Source organism: Desulfotomaculum sp. (genome assembly GCF_982386235.1).
The window spans coordinates 1-22,768 of record NZ_CEVWQM010000026.1 but is presented as its reverse complement, the minus strand read 5'-3'; the positions used below and the strand labels follow the sequence as shown (position 1 = coordinate 22,768).

Sequence of the window (22,768 nt, the reverse complement as noted above, 5' to 3'; positions counted from 1 at the left end):
GGTGTCGCTCGCTACCGAAAAGTAGTATTGCGACACTCCCCTGTTCAAGATCCTTCGCTATCACTCAGGATGAAACATTGTTTGTGGTGCCATGGCCCCTGACCGCCCCCCAGGGATACCCTAAGCCAAAAAAGCTGACGGCCGATGGCTGATGGCTATTTATTATTTGCTTTATAATTGATCAACCGCACCATAACCGTGGCGGCTTCGGCTCTGGTAGTAAGGGCTTTGGGGGCGAATTTACTGCCATCCTGTCCCCGCATAAGGCCCTCTTGAACAATGATGGAGACAGAATTTTTAGCCCAGGGGGAGACGGAGGTGACATCTGTAAACTGTGCTAAAAAAGTATCTCCGCTGGGTAAGGGCTTATTGTTGTTAAAACGCATGGCCCTTACCAGCATGGCCGCCATTTGCTCTCTGGTGATGGGGTCGTTGGGACCGAATCGCTCAGTACTGTAGCCTGCCACGAGGCCCATCTGCACAGCGGCCCCCACTGCATCGGCACACCAGTAGTTAAGTGGAATGTCTTTAAACTTAACTCCCCCGGCACTTTCCGTCAAACCTAAGGCCCGCACCAACATGACGGTAAATTGACCTCTGGTCACAGTTTCATTGGGTCCAAAGGTGTCGGGGGTTAAACCCCGTACCACATGGCGGGCGGCCATAATTTCGATATCGTTTCTGGCCCAATGCTTCGCTATGTCGTTAAAAACTCGGCTGGCTTCTAGGATGGCAAAGGACCCTAAGCGGTTGGTACTAAAAACTGCCTGTCCTGTATCCGGATTGTAGTCGGTACTGATAAATTCCCAATAACGCAGCATTTCATTAAATCGGTACGATCCCAGCTTGTTGATATCCAGACCAGCGGTGGAGCCAATGGGTGACGTAATGGTTATCTTAATCGGGTTTATGGAATTACTGATGGTTAGTTGGTTACCATCGGGCCACACAATGGTTGTACGAATATCCACTAGTTTCCCCACCGCCCTTAAATACATATGGGCATCCTGGGCAGGCAGGGACTGTTCTCCCACAGACCACAAGGATACTTTGATCTGCAATTGGGCTCCTCTTTGATCATTGATCAACCTTTTAAATTCTGTAAAGGGTATTTCCACCGTCAGACCAGGAAATTTCATTTCCACCGGTCGGCCATTTTCAACAAGGTCTGCGGCCAGCCCAGCTCCAAAGGCCAGAATCAGTGGCTTGTCCTTGACACCATCACCAATAGGTGCCGTTAGGGTCACCTTGCCGGTATTTTTGGATATCAGTATGGCAGTTTTGACTTCTTGATCCGAAAGAGGTGCTGCCAAATAAGGTGAATCCTTGGGCAATTCCTTTATGTCAATCCGCCATATTTTACCATTGATTGGATTGATGGTCAGCTGGACCTCGGCCTCCAGGGGTAGTTCTGCCCATTGAATTTCATGTTCCCCCACATAGATTTTAGCTTCGTCGTAGAGATTCCAACGGGTACCGTCAAGGATAACCAGTTGATTATTTCCTTCTTTGGACTGAACTTTACTGGTCAGAGTGGCATAGACCGCATCGATATGGCTAACCTGACCTTCTCCATTATAGGTTAAGTAGCATTCCGCCCCCGGTGGGATTTCCTCGGGTTTGACATTTTTTTGTTCATCACTGCTCACCAATCTTATACTGGTTTGGGAACTTACGGTTATGCTTTCGCCATCGGTAAAGCTTAACTGCTTGTCTTTAACTTCTTTTAAGGTGCCCTGGGAGGGCAAGGTGCCGTATACCAAGGCAAAGGGTTGTGGACCTTTAGAAACATCTTGTGCTGTGACTTCCAGTGTATAGATCGCACCCTTTTGGGTTTGGTCAATAATAACCTCTTCGGTATTATTTAATCGATCACCATTGATATAGCCGTTGCCCCAGTATATTTCCTTGCCGTCCGGTCCAGTAATCTTTAAGTCTAGGTCATTGACTAGATCCTTACCTAACCCTGGGGTTTTGGGGTAATCGGTATAGACTAATACTGCTTTCATTGGTTTACCATTGCCGGTAAAGGTATGGGTTGCTTTTTCGCCGGTACTTAGACCTTGTCCCTCCAGATTTTTAAGATCAGCCTTTTCCAGGGCAATCAACGTCCGCTCGATATTCACCCTGCCAAAACCTTGATCATTTGCCGCTACTCCCTGCAGCCAACGCGTACCGAAGATCAGCAGTGCCTTGATCCTGGCGGCACTGGGAGCTTGCCCCTGCTGTACGAGGTATTGCCGCAGCAGGGCTAAAGAACCAGCGGTCAGGGCAGTGGACATGCTGGTGCCGCTCATATAACTATAGTTTTGGTTGTAAATACCGATGTAGTTGTCCTCCGGTCCGGATTGGCTTTTCCTGGTGGATAAGATCCAGGTTCCCGGTGCCAAAACCTCCGGTTTAATACGCCCATCCAGGGTGCCCCGACTGCTAAAGCCTGCTACTTGGTCCGGGTTGTCCGACGTGGTATCCACATTGCGGATTCCTTCGGTGGATCCCACCGTGATCGCATTTTTAGCCGCCCCCGGAGAACTCACATAGGGTTTACTAGTGTTATTGCCATTTCCTGCAGATTTGAGAACCACCATGTCTGGATGCTCCCAAACAAATTTATCTAGACTGTAGGTATCCCAATCATAAACACCGTCGCTGAAGCTAGCCCCCCAGCTATTGACATGAATCCTTGGTTGTCCCGGTGCCTTATAGGCATCTAATAGAAGTTCATAAACCGACGGAATGCGCAAGGTTTTATCCTTTTCATTGTAGGTGGCTTGAAAATATAAGCCTGCTTCTGGGGCAATACCCTTGATGGCGCCCTGGGATTTAGCCCCGGAACCTACAATACTGCCAGCAACATGGGTGCCATGCCCGTTGGGGTCCCGCCAGCCATCACCACTGAAATCCTTGACCCCCACCAAACGCTCTTTGATATCCTGGTGCAGGGTTTCCTGTTTTCCCGCATCCAACCCGGAATCTGCCACGGCAACTACCTGTCCTTTGCCCGTAAGTCCCGTGCTATTCCTACCCTGCAGTGCCCAGAGAGCTGGCACTCCCATAACACCCGCGGCCAGGTTGTTTTCCAGGTGATAGGTGCCCGCTGCCTCGGCCCAGACTGGCCAGGGCAGCATTAGGAGTATGATTAAGAAAATAATAAAACGAATCAAAGTCCGGTGTTTGCCCTGGTTTAGAATGAAATACAATTTATCACCTCACCAAAAAAGCACAAAAAAAGGTACCATCGAAAGATTTTCGACAGCACCCTAACAAATTCCTTTATTTTTTTCTATACTTAAAGCCGCTTTGTTAGGTTTTTTCATTTAGCCAAATAAGACTAACTCAATTTTAACAAAGATTTAACCTCTTGTTGCAGCTTTTCCTTCTGTTCCAGGCTATTTGCCTCTGTATAAATCCGAAATAGTGGTTCTGTGCCAGAGGGACGGATTAGGACCCAGGCACCATCGGCGAGCACCAACTTTACCCCGTCCAATGCTATTTTAGCGACAATTTTTTGCCCATCCAGTTCGGTGGGGCAAAATTCCTTTAATTGTTCTAAGATGGTTTCCTTGAGTTCCGGTGTGGTATGAATATCCAGCCGCTCACTATAAAGCCTGCCGAATTCTTCGTAAATTTGTGACAACAGTTCTGTTAGACCCTTGCCATGGTGGGCCACCATCTCTGCGGCCAATAGACCTGCCAAGATGCCGTCCTTCTCTGGTATATGACCCTTGATGGACAATCCGCCGCTTTCCTCTCCGCCAAGGATGCATTCCTTCTCTAAAAGGTTTTGCCCAATGTACTTAAAGCCCACCGGAGATTCATGAACCTGTTGGCTATACTTGTTGGCTATGCGATCCAACAAATGGGTCGTGGCAACGGTTCTGGCCACTGGTCCACGCCACCCCTTAACGGCGAGCAGATGATAATAGAGCAGAGGCAGGAATTGGTTGGGGGTAATATATTCCCCGTTGGCATCAATGATGCCAAAACGGTCCGCATCCCCATCCAGTGCCAAGCCCAGGTTGGCTTTGCCAGTGATCACCCGCTGTTTTAATTCCTCCAGGGATTTACCCGTAGGTTCTGGTAAGGTGCCGCCAAAGAGGGGATCCCGTTGGTTGTGGAATACCTCTACCTCGGCACCGGCATTGCCTAAAATATGTTCCAAATACCCAATGCCAGCCCCGTACATCGGGTCAATTATTATCTTTAAACCCGCTTTGCCAATGGTCTCAAGGTCAATGATTTTGGCAATATGTTCTACATATTGATCAAAGGGCTTTTCCATGGTGCAACTGCAAGCGGCATATATTTCTTCCCCCACCAAGTTGCCATAGCGTCCCTCTGGCGGAATTAAACCGTAGATATCACAGGGCTCCCCGGCCTGCAGCTTGGCTATGTTTTCCTCAATTTTTTTAGTTATCTGGGGCAGGGCAGGGCCGGCAGTTTCTGGAATAAATTTAAACCCATTGTAAGGTGGCGGGTTGTGACTGGCTGTCAGCATGACAGCCCCTGCAGCCTGGTGAAGCTTTACCGCATAGGCGGTCACCGGCGTGGGGGTAGCCCCACAGCACATATACACAGGAATGCCCTGCTGATTAAACTCCTGGGCCACTGTTTCGGCAAATTCCTCGGCCAGGAATCGATTATCCCGCCCAATGACGATGCCTCTTTTCCCAATACCCTCTTCATTTATATAAGCAGCCACAGCCCGGGCCACCAACTTGACGTTATCAAAGGTAAAGTCCTTGGCAATAATACCCCGCCAACCGTCTGTCCCAAAGGAAATTTTGTGACTCATGGTATCCCCTCCCGATAACAAATTCACACAGATTTTATTTTATGTTTCTTCCAACTCGATTATGCATATTATACCAGATTAGGCAAGGTTTATAATGTCACATTTTGGGAGATACTATCATTAGTTAGGGAAAATGGCTGTTAGTCGTTAGCTATTAGCCCCAGCTAGGAATATTTTAAGGGGATTGATAAGTATGGCAAAAGCTGTTGATATAAAAGCATTGGATGCCAGGAAAAAGGCGTTGGAGCGTTATTTAAGTGAATGTAAGAATAAAAAAGCGTCTAAGGGGAAGTAAAACGGAGGGCTGGCTGATCGGCCCTCTGTTTTTGTTTTTTGCATGAGAGTAAACCCTTCCCAAAGCCCATGGTCCTTTTCAGGTAAGCTGCTACTGCTGCTACCCATAAGCTACTGGCTAACAACTAAAATAAAACAGCGGCCCTACATTTTAGAGGACCGCTGTTGTAAATTTTGGGATACGGTAACGGGTGTTTTGCCGATTACACCTATTTTGTTGGCTGCAACTATAATGACTACGGTCAAGATAAGAAGCAGCAGTACTGCCTGACTGGTGGTTATAACTGTCAGTAAAAAGGCACTAATACCCAACAGTAAGTTAACGGCATAGATGGCTAAAACAGTTTGTTTATGAGACAATCCCAGGGCCATCATGCGGTGGTGCAGGTGTTCCTTATCCGGTTCAAAAATCGGTCGGTGACTTTTATAGCGGCGCAGTATGGCAAACAGTACATCCAGCAGGGGAAGACCCATAATGACCATGGGTACAATGACAGAGATAGCGGTGGCAGCTTTGGCCACACCCATCACAGCCAGGGTACTTAGGGCATACCCAAGAAACATGGATCCGGTATCGCCCAAAAAGATTTTGGCCGGATAGAAATTATACCGCAAAAAGCCTAGAATGGAGGCTGCCAGAATTAATGCCAAGGCCACCACTTGCATCCCTATGCCGCCCGAGAGATTGGCTTGTTGCCAGGTTACAGCGGTTACAGCGGCCAGTGTCAGGGCAGCGATAAAAGAGGTGCCTCCGGCTAAGCCATCTAGGCCATCAATTAAATTAACGGCATTGGTGACTGAGATAATCCAAAAGATGGTTACTGGTATACCCCATAGCCCCAAATGAATCATTTGACCGTTAAGTGGGTTGGTGATAAACTCCACCTGTATGCCAAAGGGAATCACAGCGGCGGCGGCGGCAATTTGTCCAAGCAATTTAACCTTGGCCGGTAATCCCCTGGTATCATCTAAAATACCTAGCAGAACAATTAAAAACCCGCCAACTAGCAAACCAATCAAACGATCATTTAACTGTTGCGTTAACAACACGGTTAAGGCAAAGGCAATGAACACAGCCAAGCCACCCATACGGGGCATAATCTTGGCGTGTACCTTCCGAGGATCGGGCTTATCAATGGCACCAATTTTAAAAGCAGCTTTTCGAACCCCTGGAGTAATCAATAAAGCAATCCCCAGGGCAAGCAGAAAAGCCATGGGTAATGAATTTAACAACGTTTATCCCTCCAAGTTAACCTGCATGAAACATTTTATATAAATCCTTATAATTCTAACCCAGACGGTACAAGCTGTACAGGAACAAATTTAACTTTCTTTTCTAAATAATTACAGGAAACCTTTAAGTTCGAGCATCAGGGTCATAAATCTGAATATAGATGCGGATTTCTAGGTTATTCTTTTTATTTCTGATTAATAGCAAACATAAGCTCCGCTTCAACTACCCGTTCTTCACCAACATAGGCTCGGGCCATGCTTTTGCCAATGGTACCCCGCAGCTTTAATACTTCCACTTCTATTTTTAGTGTATCTCCAGGAACCACCTGACGGCGGAAACGGGCCTTGTCAATCCCAGCAAACAAAGCAATCCGTCCGGCATAGGTAGGCATACTAAGAATGGCTACGGCACCCACCTGGGCCATGGCCTCAATAATCAGTACCCCAGGCATGACTGGGTAACCAGGAAAATGGCCTTGGAAAAAACTTTCGTTGGCAGTAACATTCTTAATGCCGACAATTCTTTTACCTTCCTCCATTTCCAAAATGCGATCTACTAACAGGAATGGGTAACGATGTGGTAGAATTTGTTGGATAGCATTTATATCAAGCATGGTAAACCTCCAATTTTTATGTATATACGTAGTGTTTCGGCATTATTATAGTGGTTCCTGCCATAACGTGCAAGTTTTTCGCTTACGTTTGGGAGGGACGGACTCAAGGGGACGGTTCTTTTGAGTCTTTGTCTAAGGGCATAGCGGACGAATGACTCAAGAGAACCGTCCCCTCGAGTCATAGCTAATAACTAACGACTAAACAGGGGGTTATTGGGTGAGAAAGGGTATTGTAGGATTATTAATTATTTTGTTGGGTGTTTTGGGCTATGGTTTCTTTAGCTATGGTCAGCCTCAGCGGCAGGATATTGTTATTTTAGGGGGTGGATTTGATGGGTGTGCGGCGGCCCGGAGTGCTGCGGCGGCGGCACCGGATAGGAAAATTTTGCTGGTGGTAAGTGAACCTGTGCAGGAGTTAGGGAGTATTGGTACCGTGGGGGGGCAAAATTTTACGGATATTCGGTTGTGGAAGGGTCAGTTGGTCACTCAGGGCTCCTTTGGCAGGTGGTATAGTAAAGCTGGGCAGTTCTACAACAACCAGCGCATGGCTCAAATTATTCAGGAAGACCTAAGTCAATTTCCCAATATAACGACACTCTATGGTTATGATCTGTTTGATTTAAAATTAAAAGGCGATGAGATAAGGGAAATTACTCTCAAGCCTATTTCCAGAAATGATCAGGGTGTAGTGGACTGGGGTGACCAAGAGAAAAAAATTGCCGGCCAAGTGTTTATCGATGCTTCGGTGGATGGGCGATTAACCAGGCTCTCTGATAATCAGCTAAGTGTGGGTAGAGGTGATTGGCCGGAAGAATATCTGCCCCTGGACGAAAGGGGAACTGCCACGCGGCAGCAGGCTGCCACTTTAATGTTTCAAGTAAAGGGCGTTAAGCCCCCTGCAAAACCAACAAGAATACAGGATTGGGAATTTGTACGTGATAAGCAGGGCAGTTGGGGGTTGGCGGGAGGTAAACAGGCCTTTAGCAATAACCCAGATGTGATCTCCTTTAATGAAAAGTATGGTTCCCAGGGTTTTGCCATTAAACCCATTAATGCAGCAATGAACGGCAAAGACAGTGAGGTTTGGTGGGTTAACTGCCTGCTGGTATTCGATGTAGAAGCCCAAGCCCAGGCCAGGGATAGGGAAACAGAAAATTACCCCAAGGATACTCCGGTTAGACACCTTAACACAGACCAAGCCTGGTCAAAGGCCCGGGGATTCTTAAAGGAAGCAGATTTTATACAAGTCCTGCGTCAGTTTAAAGTGCAAGATCCTGCCACTGGGCAGTGGTACGGCTTTGGTGACGCTGAGATCGTGCTGGATAAAGACCATCAGCCAGTAGTTGGTCAGGTAATGTATATCCGTGAATCTGTGCATAGCCCCATATCGAATAAACCCAACCTGGGTACTGAAAATACTAACTTTGCTATAAGCACCAAGGAGGCCCAAGGGGCTGGGACTTATGGTAACGGCCTGGATCAAGACAATTATCAGCATCGGGTTGGCCTAGGATATTACATGATGGACATTAATGCCTTTGTGGCAGAGGATCTTAAGGCCTCAGGTGTTTACGACTGGCCGGTAACCAAACACCTCCGGCCAGATTGGCAGGCATCCGGCGGCGAACCGGTAAATCCTGTGTATCTGCCCTTTGAGGCTTTATTGCCGGAAAAAACAAATAACCTATTGATTCCCGGCTATGCCTCCAGTATCTCTTCCTTTGCCTGGGCGGAGCTAAGGGTATTGCCAAATTTAGCTGTACTGGGGGATGCAGCCGGGGTTGCTGCTGTTCGGTCTCTCTCAGCGAAGAAATACCCTAGGGAATTTAGCCCAGAGGATATTGCATGGATGCAAAAAAAGTTAACCCAGTTTGGGGCAAGGCTAGATAAATAAATGGGCCATGAGCCTTGGGCTTAGACCGCTATCTATATCATCTGCTAATGGTGCCCCCTGGGACATAAAGAACAATCCCCTGATATCCTTCACTCGCTTAGGCTGTCAGGGGATTGTTACTTTATGTCTAGGGCTGGTATATTTTAAAACATTACTACTTTAGGGCTGGTTGAAGTTTTGCTTTATATTCATCATATTCTTCGATCATGTGCTTCTTATAGACATCCTTGATTTGTTCGTCATTAAGTGGCTTGAGTTTGTTGGTTTCTACATCCAGAATACCCTCTGTGGCTAAGAATATAAAATTATTTACATTGGTCCGGAGTTTTTTGCCATAGGCTAAGCTGTCATTATAAATCTCTTCATTTTCATTGGGCATGGCATTAACTTCCGTATGTAAATCATAATCTTTCCTTAATTTCTTAACGTCACCCATGCTCTTGTTTAATTGTTCCATGAATTCTTCCTTGGTAACTGTACCTTGCTCCCAGCCGGTGTAGGACTTGCTGATCTCCTCACGTACAGCATCCAAGCGGGACAACCATTCCTTTTCCTTGATGGTTAGGTTCTGCACTGGATCGCCTTCCATCTTGGCTGCTTCTTCCGCTGTTTTAACTTCCACCTTAACCTTGGATTCGCCACAGCCGCTGAAAACTAAACTTACTACCATTAACAAACTCAGCAACAACAGTACTTTCTTTTTCAAAACCAAAATCCCTCCTTATGTTGTACAATTACAGTTTCAACAACCTTGATCATTATCCTTTAAGCAGATACTTTCAGCTCTGGAACCATTTGTATTTTAAACAACGGAAACGGTTCTGGCCCATTTGCCAGAACCGTTCTTGATAAACTATTTTTCTTGCCCGTTCTGCCACACAACCTTCATCGTTTCCCCTATAATCTCTGCCGTTCTGCTCCTGCCGCTGGTCATGGTGGCAGCAATGGCCACATTGCCCTCTACCAGGGGCTCGGCGGACCATAGGTCCGTTACTGGGGCAGTTTTGTAGAGACCGGCCCAGGATTTGGCCTGCTGGATTTGGCCCTGGGCATCCACTGTGAAGAGTAGGTCCTGCTTCTTGTCTGTCACCAGGGTGGAACCATCGGCCAGGCGCAATGCATCCAGGGGTTCCACTAGGACAGGCAGCTTTTGTTCCCCGGCATTGGCAGTGGGTTTTGCCTCAGCCCGCAGCTGCCAGACTATCTTTTTGTCAGGGGTAACTTCAAGAACCTTGCCGTTCTTGTGGGTTCCCCGGTCCGCGATCAAGGTGTTGCCGTTCCCTAAGCGGTGAGCCCGCACGGGTCTTAGCAAGGCCCCGGCTTGGTCTGGTTTGGCTGGCTTACCCAAACCGTACTGCCAAACAATCTTCTTCTGGGATGTCACTTCCCGAATTTCAAAGGGAAGCACCAGCAGTGTGTTCCCGTTGCTTAATCTTTCGGCATAACGGGGTGCTTGGGCCAGGGAAGATAAGGTATATTCCCAAACCGCCTTGCCATCACGGGTCAATTCCACAACTCGCGGAACATAGGGTGCCCCTGGGGCACCGGAGTCTGCCACAAGAATGTTGCCGTTGGCTAGGCCCCTGGCACTGTTGGCTTGGATGCCGTAGTAGGACCAAACCACTTTACCCTGCTGATCCACTTCCATAATGCCGGGCATCCAGGCACCTACCCGGCAGATTAGTAAATTACCGTTGGCTAGTTTATGCACATCCCTGGCTAGATTGTAGGTAATGTCAGCTATATGGTCCAAAGCCAAGCTGGGTGGTTGCTCCGCCAGGGTTTGCTCTGCCTGCTGATTTATTAATTGCTGCATTTCCGGTGGGGTCTCTGTATTAGCAAAGGCAGGAGCGGTACTCAATAGAAGACAAAACAACCCTATTATCAAGCCTGTTCCTTTATTCATGGGCTATCCCTCCCGCCTGGCTGTAAATATGCACTGCCGGTCCATCATTGGTCACATAATCTACCTTCGCACCTAGGGTCTCTGCCACAAAACGCATGGGTACCATGGTCCTGCCGTCGATAGCCTTGGCCGGTACATCTAATTGAAGGGTTTCACCGTTGACCACAGCATTTGTTTTGCCAAGGGTCAGCTCTAATTTTACGTCTCCCTTCGTGGCTGTAACTGTTTTTGTCTCAGCATGCCAATCAACAGCCGCTCCCAGCCGTTCAAAGATCTTACGCATGGGCACCAGGGTTCTGCCATTTTCCAGGGCCGGTGCCACATCCAAATATAGACGCTGGTAATCAACATAAACTGGCATCTGTTGTATGATCATGAGGCCATTGGCCAAGGGACGTTCCAGCTTTTCCGAGGGGTTGTTGACAATCTTTCCCTGCACCCACATTTCACTGGAGCCACCGCCATCAAGACCGACGGCCTGTACAGCCCCTAAATCCACCATCAGATAGGCTAATTCTTCCAAGGTCACCCCGGCACTGGTTTCCTGCCTGCCGTCAACAATAACCAGTAAAAATTTACCCTGGGCGTTAACACCAAAGGCAGTCCTCGGTGCAGGTTTAAGCAGACTGCCCCATAAACCTTCATTGACCGCCTGCTCCACGGGCAAGCCCCCTTCCACCAGCAGCGGGCCGGCTGACAGGACATGGGTTAAGCTTTTCCAGTCCACAGGCATTTCTGTAATAACCTTCGCCTTTGCCCCATCAGAGACATTGGCCAATTGACTGCCCAAATTTCCCCAACCAGCCAACACATAGCCCCCAGGGGGAGCCTTCACACTACCTGCTGCTGGGTAGGCCTTCAAGCCACCCTGGACAGGTTCCAATACCAGTGCTGTCCCTGCTGCATAGATTTCCTTGCCCCAGCTGCTGCTATATAAAACCAGACCGTCGCTAACAGCAGGCACATTGATCCCCTTTACATCCAACTGACCAAGACCTGCTAGCTCCACCTGCATTTTAGGATTAAGATAACCTATCTTAACAGCACCACCACGGTTAAGGCCAAAGGAGGCCCGTAAAATATCCGATATGTACTCTGGCTTGCCGTCAATAAATAGATTCCCCGTGGGCACCCCAGTGGCCACATCAAAAAAACCGCCGTTCACCGCCGCAATGGCTCCGGTGCGCTGGGCCATTTTGCTGAGAACTTCCTTTTGACCAATGATTTCGTTGCCCATGACAGGACGAATTTCCGTATTCTTAACACCGGGATCCACTTCCAGGACATAGCCTTGAATGGGCTGGCCCTCCCAATTGGTCTTTTCAAAAGTCCAGTATTTTACGCCTGGAGCCAACTTATCCGCGGCCCAGGCTGGCATGGCCCAGAGGATCCCCAGGCACAGTACCATGAAAATAAGTTTTCTATTCATCAATAAACCTCCGTTGTAAAACCTAGAGATATTTTGCTGCCAGTTCATCTTTCTTTAAGGATTTTTCTAAAACCTGGATCGCCAGCGAAGCACTGGCCTGGGCCCTTTGACGCAGTGGTTCTATCTCCTGGATCAGTTCTTCCCGCACCAACCAGGGTTCCGAGATAACTTCGTCCACAGCAGCCCAAAGATCTGCAAATTCTGGTTTATCCACGGGTGTGGCAGCGGTTCTGCCCAGCAGGCCCATAAACCGATCAATTTTAGGGTCATAGGAAATGGCCACCGGCGGCACATGCATCACAGCAGCTAGAATCAAGGCATGCAATCTCATGCCAACCAATAAATCCATATTGGCAATTAGACTAGCCATTTCTACCACAGAATAATGACCTTCCAAAACAACTGCCGGTTGTTCCATCAAAGCCGCAGTTTCCTGGGAGGTTTTCAAATCATCCGGGTAATGCATGGGTAAAAAAACCACCTGGTAACCCAGCCGAGAGAGCTTATCACCCAGCTCTGCCACCACTTTTTTATAGTCCACCAATTCCTGCCATTGCCGAACCGAAATACCCACCATTCTTTTTTCAATGGATAAATCAAGGCCAGTTTGCCCCAAGATTTCCTGACCAATTTTTTTGTCTACATACTTTTCCTCTAAACCAAGAACCGGGTCTGCGGTGACTTCGATCCGGGGGCGGTTAATTTTCATGCCTGCCAGATCCTCTCGAGAGGATTCATCCCGCACCGTAATGAAATTGACGCTATTAACAACGAAGCGCATAAGAAACCTGCCAAAGGGTGTATTGACCGGGCCAATGCCCTGAGCGTAAAAGAAAACGGGTTTTCCCATGCGCTGGGCCAGCCAGATCACTCCCAGGTAATAGATTAGGCTTTTCAAGCCTGTCACGTCTTGTAAAAGGCTACCCCCGCCGCTGATTAGCATATCGGCATCCTTAAGGGCACCATAAACCTCCCGAAGCTGCCAGCGATCGCTGGCAGAAACCTTGTAAATGTCTTCGGTTTGACCCGGTTTATTGGACAATACCTCAATTCTTAAGCCCAGGCGCAGCTCCCGCAGGGTTTTTAGGATGCTGAAAAGCACTGCCTCATCCCCCAGGTTGTCAAAGCCGTAGTAACCGGAGATCACAACTTTAGCCATGCCAATACCCTCTCCCATAGCGAACTATCCGTTTCATCAAAAGGAACACCACCAGCCCAAGGATAATTCCCAGCCAGATACCATGGAAGGCCCGCAGCAGGGATACCATAAGAGGCGTGTGAATATGGGCAAAGGTATTGACCAAAGATGCCTGCCCGATGGTACCCAGTAACAGCAGGGGCAGAAACCAATTATTACGGTAGCCAAACAATAAAACCAGCAGCAGAGCTGGGTGCCCCAGTAAAAATTCTTTCGTTCTGGGGCGTACTCCCAAAAGATAATCCAAGAGACTGCGGAATTTTAATTCCAAACCACTGACCGCCATACCCTCGTTGCCCGTCCTAGCCACATAGATGATCACAGCAACTGCCATAACCCCCGCGGCCAAGGCAATCCCTAATTGGAGGGGATGATTGAGCATGTTTTTGATCTTCTCGGGCAAACCCCTGCCCTGGGTAACTGACAGGGAGAAAAACAGCAGCACCATCAGCAGCGGTACCACATGGGCCAGCTTGACTCCGATAAACTGATCCAGTTTCAGCATAAATCCAGCCCCAGCCAACAGTCCCACCATAAACAGGGCCCCCAATAAAGAGAACAAGGAAATACGCAGAAAAGCAGCTACTGCAGCCGCAGGGGTATGCCCCTCGGGGCGAACATTCTTAATCAGTGACAGGGTTGGGAAAACGATCACCGCTGCCAGGGCCATTAGTTTTCTAGCCATACCCGAATCAAGATAAGTAAGGGTAACCCAGAAAAGCACAGCCAATAGGCCTATCCAGGGTATCCACTTGCCTGACTTAAAGCTAGCTAAAAGCAGTAGTCCCCCAGCAATAACACCAAAACCAATCAATATTATGAGACTTTGATTTACCGGAATAGATGGCAATATAGACATGGGGCCTACGGTAAGTCCTTCCTTATCCAATCGTTTGGTAATGCCATCAACATAATCCAAGTTCTTCTGGAAAACATCCCCGGAGGTAAAGTAGGGGCGAACATATAGAATGCGGTGATTTCTCTCCGCTGCCGCTAAACCAAAACGGTCCACCGCTTCCCCCGGAGAGGATTTCTTTATTTCTTCCGGCGATACGGTATGGAGTCGAACAACCTGCTTGTCCAGCAGCATACCCAGCTGATCGAGACCCCTTTGGGAGAAGAACTCCACTTTTACCAGGGGGGCATTCATATTTCTAATCTCTTCTGCCAAAACACCCATTAAGACTTTATCCGGGTAGGCCGGTAACGTATCATCATTAAACATGACGGCTGAAGTACCAGAAATGTCACGGTAAAGCGCAAATGCTTCCTGAATACTTCGTTGGGTTACCCCCTGCCAAGTGCGGATTTGCAAAATGGGTCTCAGTCCCGCTTGACATACATCCTGTAGGGAGGTATCGGTAAAACCCAAACCAAGGTCAGACAAAGTACCCTTCATTTGTATATACGGTAAGGAGGTTTCAATAATGTAGGTACCTGCTTCGATATGATAGGAGTTTACATTCCCAAGCTTTGCCTTCATCTGAGGAAATATTTGATTAAAGGTCTGCGGATTAAAGACCAGAAGATAGGTATAATCCCTTCTAATTGTGGTGGATTGGGTCAGTTCCTTTAACCAAGGCGGTGTTTCCGTTTGGGGTCTGGTTAGCAAGGCCTGACCAGAGTAGATCTCGACCAAACCGCTGGACTCTAAATCAACCAAAACATTTTCACGTAAAACCACTGCCGTGACACCATGCTTTTTAAATTCCTTAAGCCCCTCCACAGGACTAAGCCCTCTGTAGCTGGCAATACTATTGATTTCCTCATAGTTTACTGCTAGTTCAACCTGGTCAAAATCCTTTTCCACTATATATCTCTGCCAGAAGGCTACGTGGGCCGCCGCCAAGACAGCCACCACCAGCACTGCCCATAGGCTATATTTAAACCATTTAGCCAAAGTATGATCTCCCTTCCATGACAAAATTCCCCATTTATTATAACCCTGTGAGGCTAATGCAGCAAATTCTTTACCCTCTTCTGCTGGGCCGCTGGCGGCGGGGAACTACATCGTAAAGGGCCCCGAATCTCTCCCAGCCTCTTCCTTAAACCACCCTGTAAAATCCTTTATTAACGTATAACCGACACCCACTGTCACAACCCCTTCATTTTGCTGTACCTTTTCTAGAATGAGCGGGTTCCAGAAATTTTGCTGCGTGTAGTGGGCATAGGCTTGTTTTTTATTCATTTGCAGCCCTTGATATTGTGAAAAATAATAGGCCACATCTTCTAGGGTCAGGGCATTGCCCTCGGTAGAAAGTCTCGGTTTTTTCTCAATTTTGACGCCTGCCCGCTGCAGCACGTTTAGGCCATTTATAAAGTGTGCCTCGGACATTTCTTCATCCAGGCGGTAGTTATTATTATAGCCTCCGGCAGCCATTCCGTAATGGCGCATAAATTTCAGAGCTTCATAGGCCCAGTGCTGGGTTTCCGGCGATGGTGCAATGTTTAATTCCTTTAAATCGACACCCTGTTCCTCAAGCTGCTGTTGTAACCTTTTAATCTGGTGCTGATCTGCTGCCAGCTTCTTAAAGGACATATCTTCATCCAAGCTAAGGGCTGCGGCAACCCCGGCTGCCTGACCAGTGGCCATGCCAACAGGAATCACCCTGGCACTACCGTGGGCCAGGGAATCAAAGCTGGCTGCTCGGCCTACCACCAGTAAATTTTCTGTCCCCTGAGGCACCAGGCAGCTAAAGGGAATGGCATAACCGGCAGATGTACCTATGACCGTCCCTTTGAAATGAGGGTCTGTGGCTTGAATGTCAATGGGGTAAGACCCATAGGCAATGCGATCTGGAAAACTTCTGTTCTCCAATACATCTTCTACGGTTAATCGGTAGAGACCCTGAATATGCCGGGTTTCCCTAATATACAACTCCGGTGCGGTTTCCGCCAGCACGATGTCGTCGAAGCCAGGTATGTGTTTCTTCATGTACTGTACGATATGGGGCAGTTCCTGCTCTGCCAACTTCCTGGCCCTTTGCCGGTCCTCTAGGTTTAGGCCGTTAATACCAAAAACCTGCAGTGCATTGATAAGGATAGAGTTATCTCTCTGCCTGCCTACATTCAGGCCCCGCATAGCCACTTCCGGAATATTTGATTGATAGCCCTTCATAATGCCATCAAAGCCCCAGGCACTCTGAAAGTTCGCCCCGGTATAGTGTTCCACCGTATTGCCTGTAACAGTGGCCACCAAACGCTGGAAGTTGAGATTCAGCATCATCCGATACCAATCCCATTGGCTGATACCCTCCAATTTAAAAACCAGTGTAACAGCCATAATCTGCTGCCCGCTGCCATAATCCTCTTGGCCATAGGTAAAGGGCACACCCACTGAGGCTGCTATATCTGCATCCTGGGTGGCATCGATAACCCGGCCGGCAGTGATATTTTGCTTTTTACCTTGTAGCATCACTTGAATGCCTTCAATGGCATTTTGGCTAGCCTTTTCATCTGCAAACTCTACCTGAATCAGTCCGTCACTTTGTGAGTATGCTTGATCATTTAAAACGGATTGGCCAGGTGCTATTAGGGGCATGACCTGTCCCCCCACAATGGGCAGCACCGCAGTGGCCTCAGTTAACACCTCCAGGTTTTTTTCCCGGTTTACCATTTGATGAAACACAGCGGCGGCAGTGGCTATATCAAAGGAATCCCCTTCGATTTGATTGAAAAACTCTTGAAATATTCCTTTGTTCAGAATCACTTTGCCCGGGCCGTAATTCATGTCTAAGCTGTTTAACCAACCCCGGGTCATGAGGCCTCCCAGTTCTGGCCGCGTATCAACCAGCAGCGTTTGTTTACCGCTGCGAGCGGCAGCAATCGCCGCAGCAACCCCTTCTGGGTCCCCACCAACCACCACCACATCATAGGAGCCTTTGATGGTACTGGATTTTAGGGGAGGAACCTCTGTTGGTGTCCTATTCCCGCTAAGTGTTAACAAGCCGAATACTACGATTAGTATAAGCACGGCCACAAAGGACCCCGCGTGCCATTTTTTAAATCGTTTCATGCAAAAACCCTTTCTTCGATACATTTAATTATTTAATCATTTATACAGCCGCGACCCTTCCTCAGTCTCCCAAAGCGAGGGCTGGACAAGAATTATCTTCTTATTATGCCATAAAGAGGTTTTGCTAGTATGGTTCTTTCCAATCCATAGGTTACCAGGCCCGACAGGGTAAGAATGATTACCAAGCCTAGGCAAGTAAACAAATGCACTTCATTGGCTGTAACTGGGGAAAACACACGTTGCCAAAGCATCAGAAAAAATGGGTGTACCAAATAAATCCCAAAGGACAATTCACCAATTTTTCCGATTATCGCTGATTTGCCCCAGGCACCCTGCTGCAATAGCCTGGAAAGAAAAACAATACATATGCCGATGGTTGTTGCATATAACAGCCAAACCATTTGAAAGTAAAAGGTATTGATCCTTTGGCCCGCCAATACAGCCAGATATTGCTGCACATAAAAACTTCCCGAAAGAATAGCAAAAGTTCCAATGAGCACCCGATACCTTGTCCAAAGATGATTCCAGGCGGAAACGTTATAACCTAGCCATAGCCCAACACCAATGGGAAAGATATAACTGGGGAGCAAGGAAGCTGTATAAGGGAAATGGGGGTAAAGGTACATTCTGTTAATCCAATAAAAGGCTACTTGCAGGGTAGCAAGGATTATGATTGTATTCACCAAGCTGGGTCGATGCCGGTGCCAAAAAACATGCAAAAAAGGAAATACCAGATAAAATTGAATAACCACCGACAGGAAGTATAGATGATAGAAACCTTTACCAAAGCCATACCACAGAAGCAGTTCCTTTAACGTGGGTACCTTGCCGACATGGCTGGTAATAAAAAGTAAGCTAAGGTAGAGTGTTGTCCAGACCACAAAGGGAACAACAACCCTGATCCCGCGTTTGCGGTAAAAGTCCCGCCATTTTATAGCCCCGTCGGTTCCTATTCCATAGGCTAAGACGAGGGCACTGACCATTAAAAATAAAGGTACCGCAAACTGTAAGGCTCGGTTAATACTCGTATAAACAGTATGGCTGGGGATGCCCGCTGGCAATACCTCCAGTGGTATACTTGTGATATGTATGAGCACCACCGCCAAAATGGCGATACCCCGAGTGCTTTGAATTTCCTTTAGCTTTCCCTTGTTATTATTCATTTCGCCTCACTAATTATAAAATAATAATAGCCATTTTAGGCATTAGGTCGTCTGCTATGTCAGGCTGAGTGGCATGGGAACCATCCGGATAATCAGAGAACCAGGGATTTTTCCCTGGTTCTGCTTATCCGGAAAGTTACATTTCTGTGGAGGGAAGCCAGCTGCTGGCTTCGTCATTGGTATTATCCCCGGTAGATGGGTTATTTTGCTGTGCCACCCCAGACCCTTTGCCATCATCCACAATGATCTCAACATTATTATCCTTTTTCTCAGGATTCGTTGGTTTACCTGCTTTTTCTTGATTGGCTGTATCCGTCACAGGGGTTTCTTTGTCCTTTTTACTAGAATCCTGAGCATCATTGGTAGGTAAAATAGGATTTACCGATTCATTTGCCTTGGTCTTGGGTTTTGGTTCTTCCTTGGCAATATTTTGTGTATTCATTTGCGTATTAACGGTCTCCTCGCCTAGCACCACATCATAGGGTTTACCTTCCTGAATGAGTGATTCGGCAACCATTTTGGCTTGCTTAGGATCGACACTCCAATAGCTAACACCATTCATATCCAGGAACTTACCAGGCATGGTCTGGGTAACAATTTCGACACTACTCAGATTTTTAGCTGCCTTGGCCAGGGTCACCATTTGGGCAATGCCCAGGTTCGTATCAAGATACTTATTAATGGTAGGAACAAGCTTAGGCAGTTTTGTAATGGTAGAGGCCTGCATCATTTCCTGGGCTAGGGCTTTTAAAAATTTTTGCTGACGCTCTGTCCGGCTGACATCCCCCAGGGCATCACTGCGAAAGCGCACATACTGCAGTGCTTTATCCCCATTCAGTTCCTGCAGGCCTGGCTGCAAATCGATCTTTTGCAAGTCCGGTTCGTCATAGGGATCGTAATGATACATCCGTTTTTCTACATCAATGGTAACTCCACCCAGGGCATCTACAATATCACGAAAGCCCCGAACATTGGTGGTTAGGTAGTGATCAATCTTCACTCCGGTTAGGTTTGAAACAGTTTCCATAACCAGTTCCGGACCACCGAATACATTGGCTGCGTTAATCTTATCATGACCATGACCAGGAATTTTTACACGGGTATCCCTGGGCAGAGAAATCATGGCTATGCGGTTTTTATCTTTATCTACACTGACCAGAATTAAGCTGTCTGTTCGGGTATTGGTTTCCCCCTCCCGGGCATCGACGCCCAAAAGCAGGAAATTCATACGATTCTTTAAAACATCCTCATCCTCTGTTTCACTTAGGGTTAGTGCTGATAAAGACGGACCTGCCCCACTGAAAAGGAATTGGTTCGCCAGTACATAACCGGTACCTACCACCAGAGCAAAAAAGGTACAAAAAATGATCAAGGGAATAACCCTTAACTTTCTTTTTCTTCTACGTTCCATTCATTAGCCACCTTCTCTTCTTTCTTAGTATCCGAAAGCATAAGTACAAGGCTTATTTACTAACTGGCACACAGAAGTATTGTACCATTCTTCACCATAATCATTCAATGCCAAATCCAGACAATTTAGCCTAAAACCAGGAAATACTTCGACGCTTTTTGCGGCATTCGACGGTACCAGACACCTCAGCCATCGGCTCAATCTCAAAGACGATGGCCAAGACTGAAGGCAAAAAACATCTCCATATTATTTAAGACGTTATAAAACTAAAAATATAACACCCATTTTACAAAAGGTGTTATATTTTTAACTTATATTTCATTATTACCAACCAGGCAAACTTGGGCAAAACAAGCTGCCGCCGCCAACGTTGGGGCTCCTTCATTAACCGCCCCAGCCATTCCAGATTCATCCTCTGTAACCAGGGTGCTACACGTTCCACCCTGCCGGCAATGACATCAAAACTACCGCCAACACCCATGACTACGGGAACCCCCATCTTATTTTTATATTTATGAATCCACTGTTCCTGCCTAGGCATACCCAAGGCCACAAAAAGCAACTGGGGTTTGGCTGCGGCAATCTCCCTAACTACGCTATCCTCCTCCTGGGGTTTAAAATAACCGTCGTGGGCGCCTGCTATGATTAGCGAGGGATACTGTTTTTTTAAGGTTGCAGCTGCTTCCTCAGCCACACCCGGAGCGGCTCCCAGTAAAAAGACCCGCCAGCCTTCCTTGGCTGCCTTTGGTATCAGATTCAACATTAAATCTATGCCCGTTACCCGTTCCGGTACAGGCGTACCGGCCTGTTTAGCCGCCCAGACAATCCCGGTACCATCTGGTGTTACTAAATCAGCCTCGTGCACTAATTTCATTAACTCTTCATTAAACTGGGCCCGATAGAGATATTCCGGGTTGAGGGTAATAATGAAGTGGGATTTACCACCCCCTTGCAGAAACCCTTCTATTTGATTTACGGTTTCCTTCATATTTAATGCATCCACGGGTGCCCCCAGTAACTTTATGCGCATTTTTCGCCTCCTGATATCCGTTCCCCATGCACCGAGATTACCCCCGTTAATAAATAGAAATAAAACCTTCTTGCTTATTATAATCCACCGCCGCCCCCAAGGATTCAGAAATAAATCTTAAAGGGACCAAGGTGCGTTTGTTCACCACCTGAGCAGGTAATTGAAGATTTACTATTTTATCGTTAACTTTAGCCTGTAGATCACCAATTTTAAGGGAAATCTCCTGCGTACCCTTGGTTGCCATGATGGTTTCTGATGCACCGTGGTAGGTTCCCTCTGCCCCCAGCTTTTCCATGATACCTCTTAGGGGAACTAGTGTTATACCGGCATCAATGATTGGCTGAGTATCAAAGGAGACTTCCTCGCCGTTAATGAAGATATTGATTTTACCAGAATTAGTATACCCAGTATTTGTTGCTTTACTATTTAATTGAATGACATCAATTATAAGACTTTGATTTCCACTGGGCACCTGTAGATAGGCCCCTGGCCCCGCAAAGAATGAGCTGGGGGACAGAACAATCACTTGCTTCCTTTGTAATGCCCAAAGTCCCAGGGGAACTTCCGTTTCAACAATATACTGTTCCCCATTTTCCCTGCCAATTAAGGTCGAGAAGTCATCCCGAACTTTTAAAACTGTTACAATCTCGTTGTAATATTTCTTGGTGGGAGATGCTTCCTCAGAAATACTTTTTGAGCTGGTGATTGCGGAATCCCTGCCGTCTATTTCCAGCTTGATATCGCCTGTAAAGTTACTTTCCACCTTTGCAGTCCCTTTAGTATAATGGAATCCGTAACCTCATCCTCACAATTCTTCATGGTCACCTCTAACACTCTGTCTGAAACCAATCTTATATCTGCATAGGCAACATCTACTATACTTTCCGGGTTCCAGGAGATGCCAGACGGCAGGGCTATGGTAAATAGGTCACCGTTTTGGAAATGATTGTCAAACTGACTATCCTTACTAAACCTGATCTCCCCAATGGAAAAATATTGGCCATTGTTTTGGACATTAACTATGCGTGATATGCTGTTATGAGAGTAGGCCAAGGCGGATGTTGCGGAAAGTAAGGATACTATAAAAAGAAAAAACACCCAAGGTTATTCTTTTCAAAAAGATTCCTCCTCTCAGCTAATATGGCCATGGCGGCCAGTAAGTCCTGTTGTAAGCCCCAGAATTCCATCAATATCAAGTCCCGTGGCTCTAGGCCTAGTCCTAATTTAATAGCAATTTTAATATTTATAATTATTGAACCCGATCTCGTATCTTCTGACGGGAGACGACAGCTTTAATCTTATAACGCTTTACTTTTGTTAAATCTCGGCCATTGTAATATCCTTTATCTGCTACTACGGTGAAACGCTTGTAACCCAGTTTCTTGACTCGCTTTACCATATAACCCAGTTGGTTTTGGTCTGCGGGGCTTTGGGAGACGTGGTAGTCCAAAATAAGGTCATGTTTGCCGTCTACTGCGCTTTGGATATTGTACGCCATATCCACGCCGCCACGGTTATTCCCCATGAGTCGTGCGTCCGGATCCACAGCAGAGACCTCGTTGCAGCAAGTTTCGTCCATTTGAGCTAAATATCCCTCATAGCGTTCTTTTCGGGAGAGAAGTTCGGCAAGACCTGCCGGAGCTGATCCGGAGTTTGGTTCTTCCAAATGATCTGCCGCCTCTGCCTCTGTCATGTATTCCGCTATTTTCTCATCCAGACGGGTTAGCCGCTCGGTCAGTTTCTTCCGGCTGAAATTCATCTTTTTGTTGTTAGAGGCCTTGATCTT

17 protein-coding genes are annotated in these 22,768 nt (G+C 47.2%); 1 reads left to right on the top strand and 16 read right to left on the bottom strand.

Annotated features, from left to right (window positions below):
* Positions 1-155: 155 nt before the first annotated feature.
* The 4 genes from AC1U9Z_RS14280 to fabZ form a co-directional block, all read right to left on the bottom strand.
* Positions 156-3,200, bottom strand: coding sequence for a S8 family serine peptidase (locus AC1U9Z_RS14280; RefSeq protein ID WP_479958087.1), 3,045 nt, complete (start codon positions 3,198-3,200; stop codon positions 156-158).
* A gap of 131 nt (positions 3,201-3,331) precedes the next feature.
* Positions 3,332-4,795, bottom strand: a complete 1,464-nt coding sequence (locus AC1U9Z_RS14275) for a phosphoglucomutase/phosphomannomutase family protein (protein WP_479958086.1) — start codon at positions 4,793-4,795, stop codon at positions 3,332-3,334.
* A 438-nt stretch (positions 4,796-5,233) separates the two neighbouring features.
* Positions 5,234-6,304: an MraY family glycosyltransferase gene (locus tag AC1U9Z_RS14270; RefSeq protein ID WP_479958118.1), complete on the bottom strand. Its 1,071-nt coding sequence runs from the start codon at positions 6,302-6,304 to the stop codon at positions 5,234-5,236.
* A gap of 203 nt (positions 6,305-6,507) precedes the next feature.
* Positions 6,508-6,936 (bottom strand): 3-hydroxyacyl-ACP dehydratase FabZ, encoded by a 429-nt coding sequence (gene fabZ, locus AC1U9Z_RS14265; RefSeq protein WP_479958084.1) that lies wholly within the window; start codon positions 6,934-6,936, stop codon positions 6,508-6,510.
* Positions 6,937-7,153: 217 nt separating this feature from the next.
* On the opposite strand from fabZ, the gene AC1U9Z_RS14260 reads away from it, so the two are divergent.
* Positions 7,154-8,830: an FAD-dependent oxidoreductase gene (locus tag AC1U9Z_RS14260; RefSeq protein ID WP_479958082.1), complete on the top strand. Its 1,677-nt coding sequence runs from the start codon at positions 7,154-7,156 to the stop codon at positions 8,828-8,830.
* A 154-nt stretch (positions 8,831-8,984) separates the two neighbouring features.
* Here AC1U9Z_RS14260 and AC1U9Z_RS14255 read toward each other — a convergent pair whose 3' ends face one another.
* From AC1U9Z_RS14255 to AC1U9Z_RS14200, 12 genes are all read right to left on the bottom strand, one after another.
* On the bottom strand, positions 8,985-9,536 hold the full coding sequence (locus AC1U9Z_RS14255) for a hypothetical protein (RefSeq protein WP_479958080.1): 552 nt from the start codon (positions 9,534-9,536) through the stop codon (positions 8,985-8,987).
* Between the two features lie 147 nt (positions 9,537-9,683).
* Complete coding sequence (locus AC1U9Z_RS14250; protein ID WP_479958078.1) at positions 9,684-10,736, bottom strand: hypothetical protein; 1,053 nt, start codon at positions 10,734-10,736, stop codon at positions 9,684-9,686.
* Complete coding sequence (locus AC1U9Z_RS14245) at positions 10,729-12,165, bottom strand: phosphodiester glycosidase family protein (protein WP_479958076.1); 1,437 nt, start codon at positions 12,163-12,165, stop codon at positions 10,729-10,731. Before AC1U9Z_RS14245 ends, AC1U9Z_RS14250 begins: the two co-directional genes overlap by 8 nt.
* Positions 12,166-12,187: 22 nt before the next feature.
* Entirely contained in the window at positions 12,188-13,324 is a 1,137-nt protein-coding gene (gene csaB, locus AC1U9Z_RS14240; protein WP_479958074.1) for a polysaccharide pyruvyl transferase CsaB, read from the bottom strand.
* Positions 13,317-15,263, bottom strand: a complete 1,947-nt coding sequence (locus AC1U9Z_RS14235) for a DUF5693 family protein (RefSeq protein ID WP_479958072.1) — start codon at positions 15,261-15,263, stop codon at positions 13,317-13,319. The genes csaB and AC1U9Z_RS14235 overlap by 8 nt, the downstream gene beginning before the upstream one ends.
* Positions 15,264-15,368: 105 nt before the next feature.
* Entirely contained in the window at positions 15,369-17,378 is a 2,010-nt protein-coding gene (locus tag AC1U9Z_RS14230; protein WP_479958070.1) for an FAD-dependent oxidoreductase, read from the bottom strand.
* 92 nt (positions 17,379-17,470) lie between these two features.
* A complete protein-coding gene (locus AC1U9Z_RS14225) occupies positions 17,471-18,541 on the bottom strand; it encodes an acyltransferase (protein ID WP_479958068.1) in 1,071 nt (356 codons plus the stop codon).
* A 136-nt stretch (positions 18,542-18,677) separates the two neighbouring features.
* On the bottom strand, positions 18,678-19,952 hold the full coding sequence (locus tag AC1U9Z_RS14220) for an LCP family protein (RefSeq protein ID WP_479958066.1): 1,275 nt from the start codon (positions 19,950-19,952) through the stop codon (positions 18,678-18,680).
* Between the two features lie 298 nt (positions 19,953-20,250).
* Positions 20,251-20,982 (bottom strand): WecB/TagA/CpsF family glycosyltransferase, encoded by a 732-nt coding sequence (locus tag AC1U9Z_RS14215; RefSeq protein ID WP_479958064.1) that lies wholly within the window; start codon positions 20,980-20,982, stop codon positions 20,251-20,253.
* A 46-nt stretch (positions 20,983-21,028) separates the two neighbouring features.
* A complete protein-coding gene (locus AC1U9Z_RS14210; protein ID WP_479958062.1) occupies positions 21,029-21,745 on the bottom strand; it encodes a copper amine oxidase N-terminal domain-containing protein in 717 nt (238 codons plus the stop codon).
* Positions 21,706-22,080, bottom strand: coding sequence for a hypothetical protein (locus AC1U9Z_RS14205; protein WP_479958060.1), 375 nt, complete (start codon positions 22,078-22,080; stop codon positions 21,706-21,708). The genes AC1U9Z_RS14210 and AC1U9Z_RS14205 overlap by 40 nt, the downstream gene beginning before the upstream one ends.
* A gap of 151 nt (positions 22,081-22,231) precedes the next feature.
* On the bottom strand, positions 22,232-22,768 hold a 537-nt coding region (locus tag AC1U9Z_RS14200; RefSeq protein WP_479958059.1), incomplete at its 5' end, for a transposase.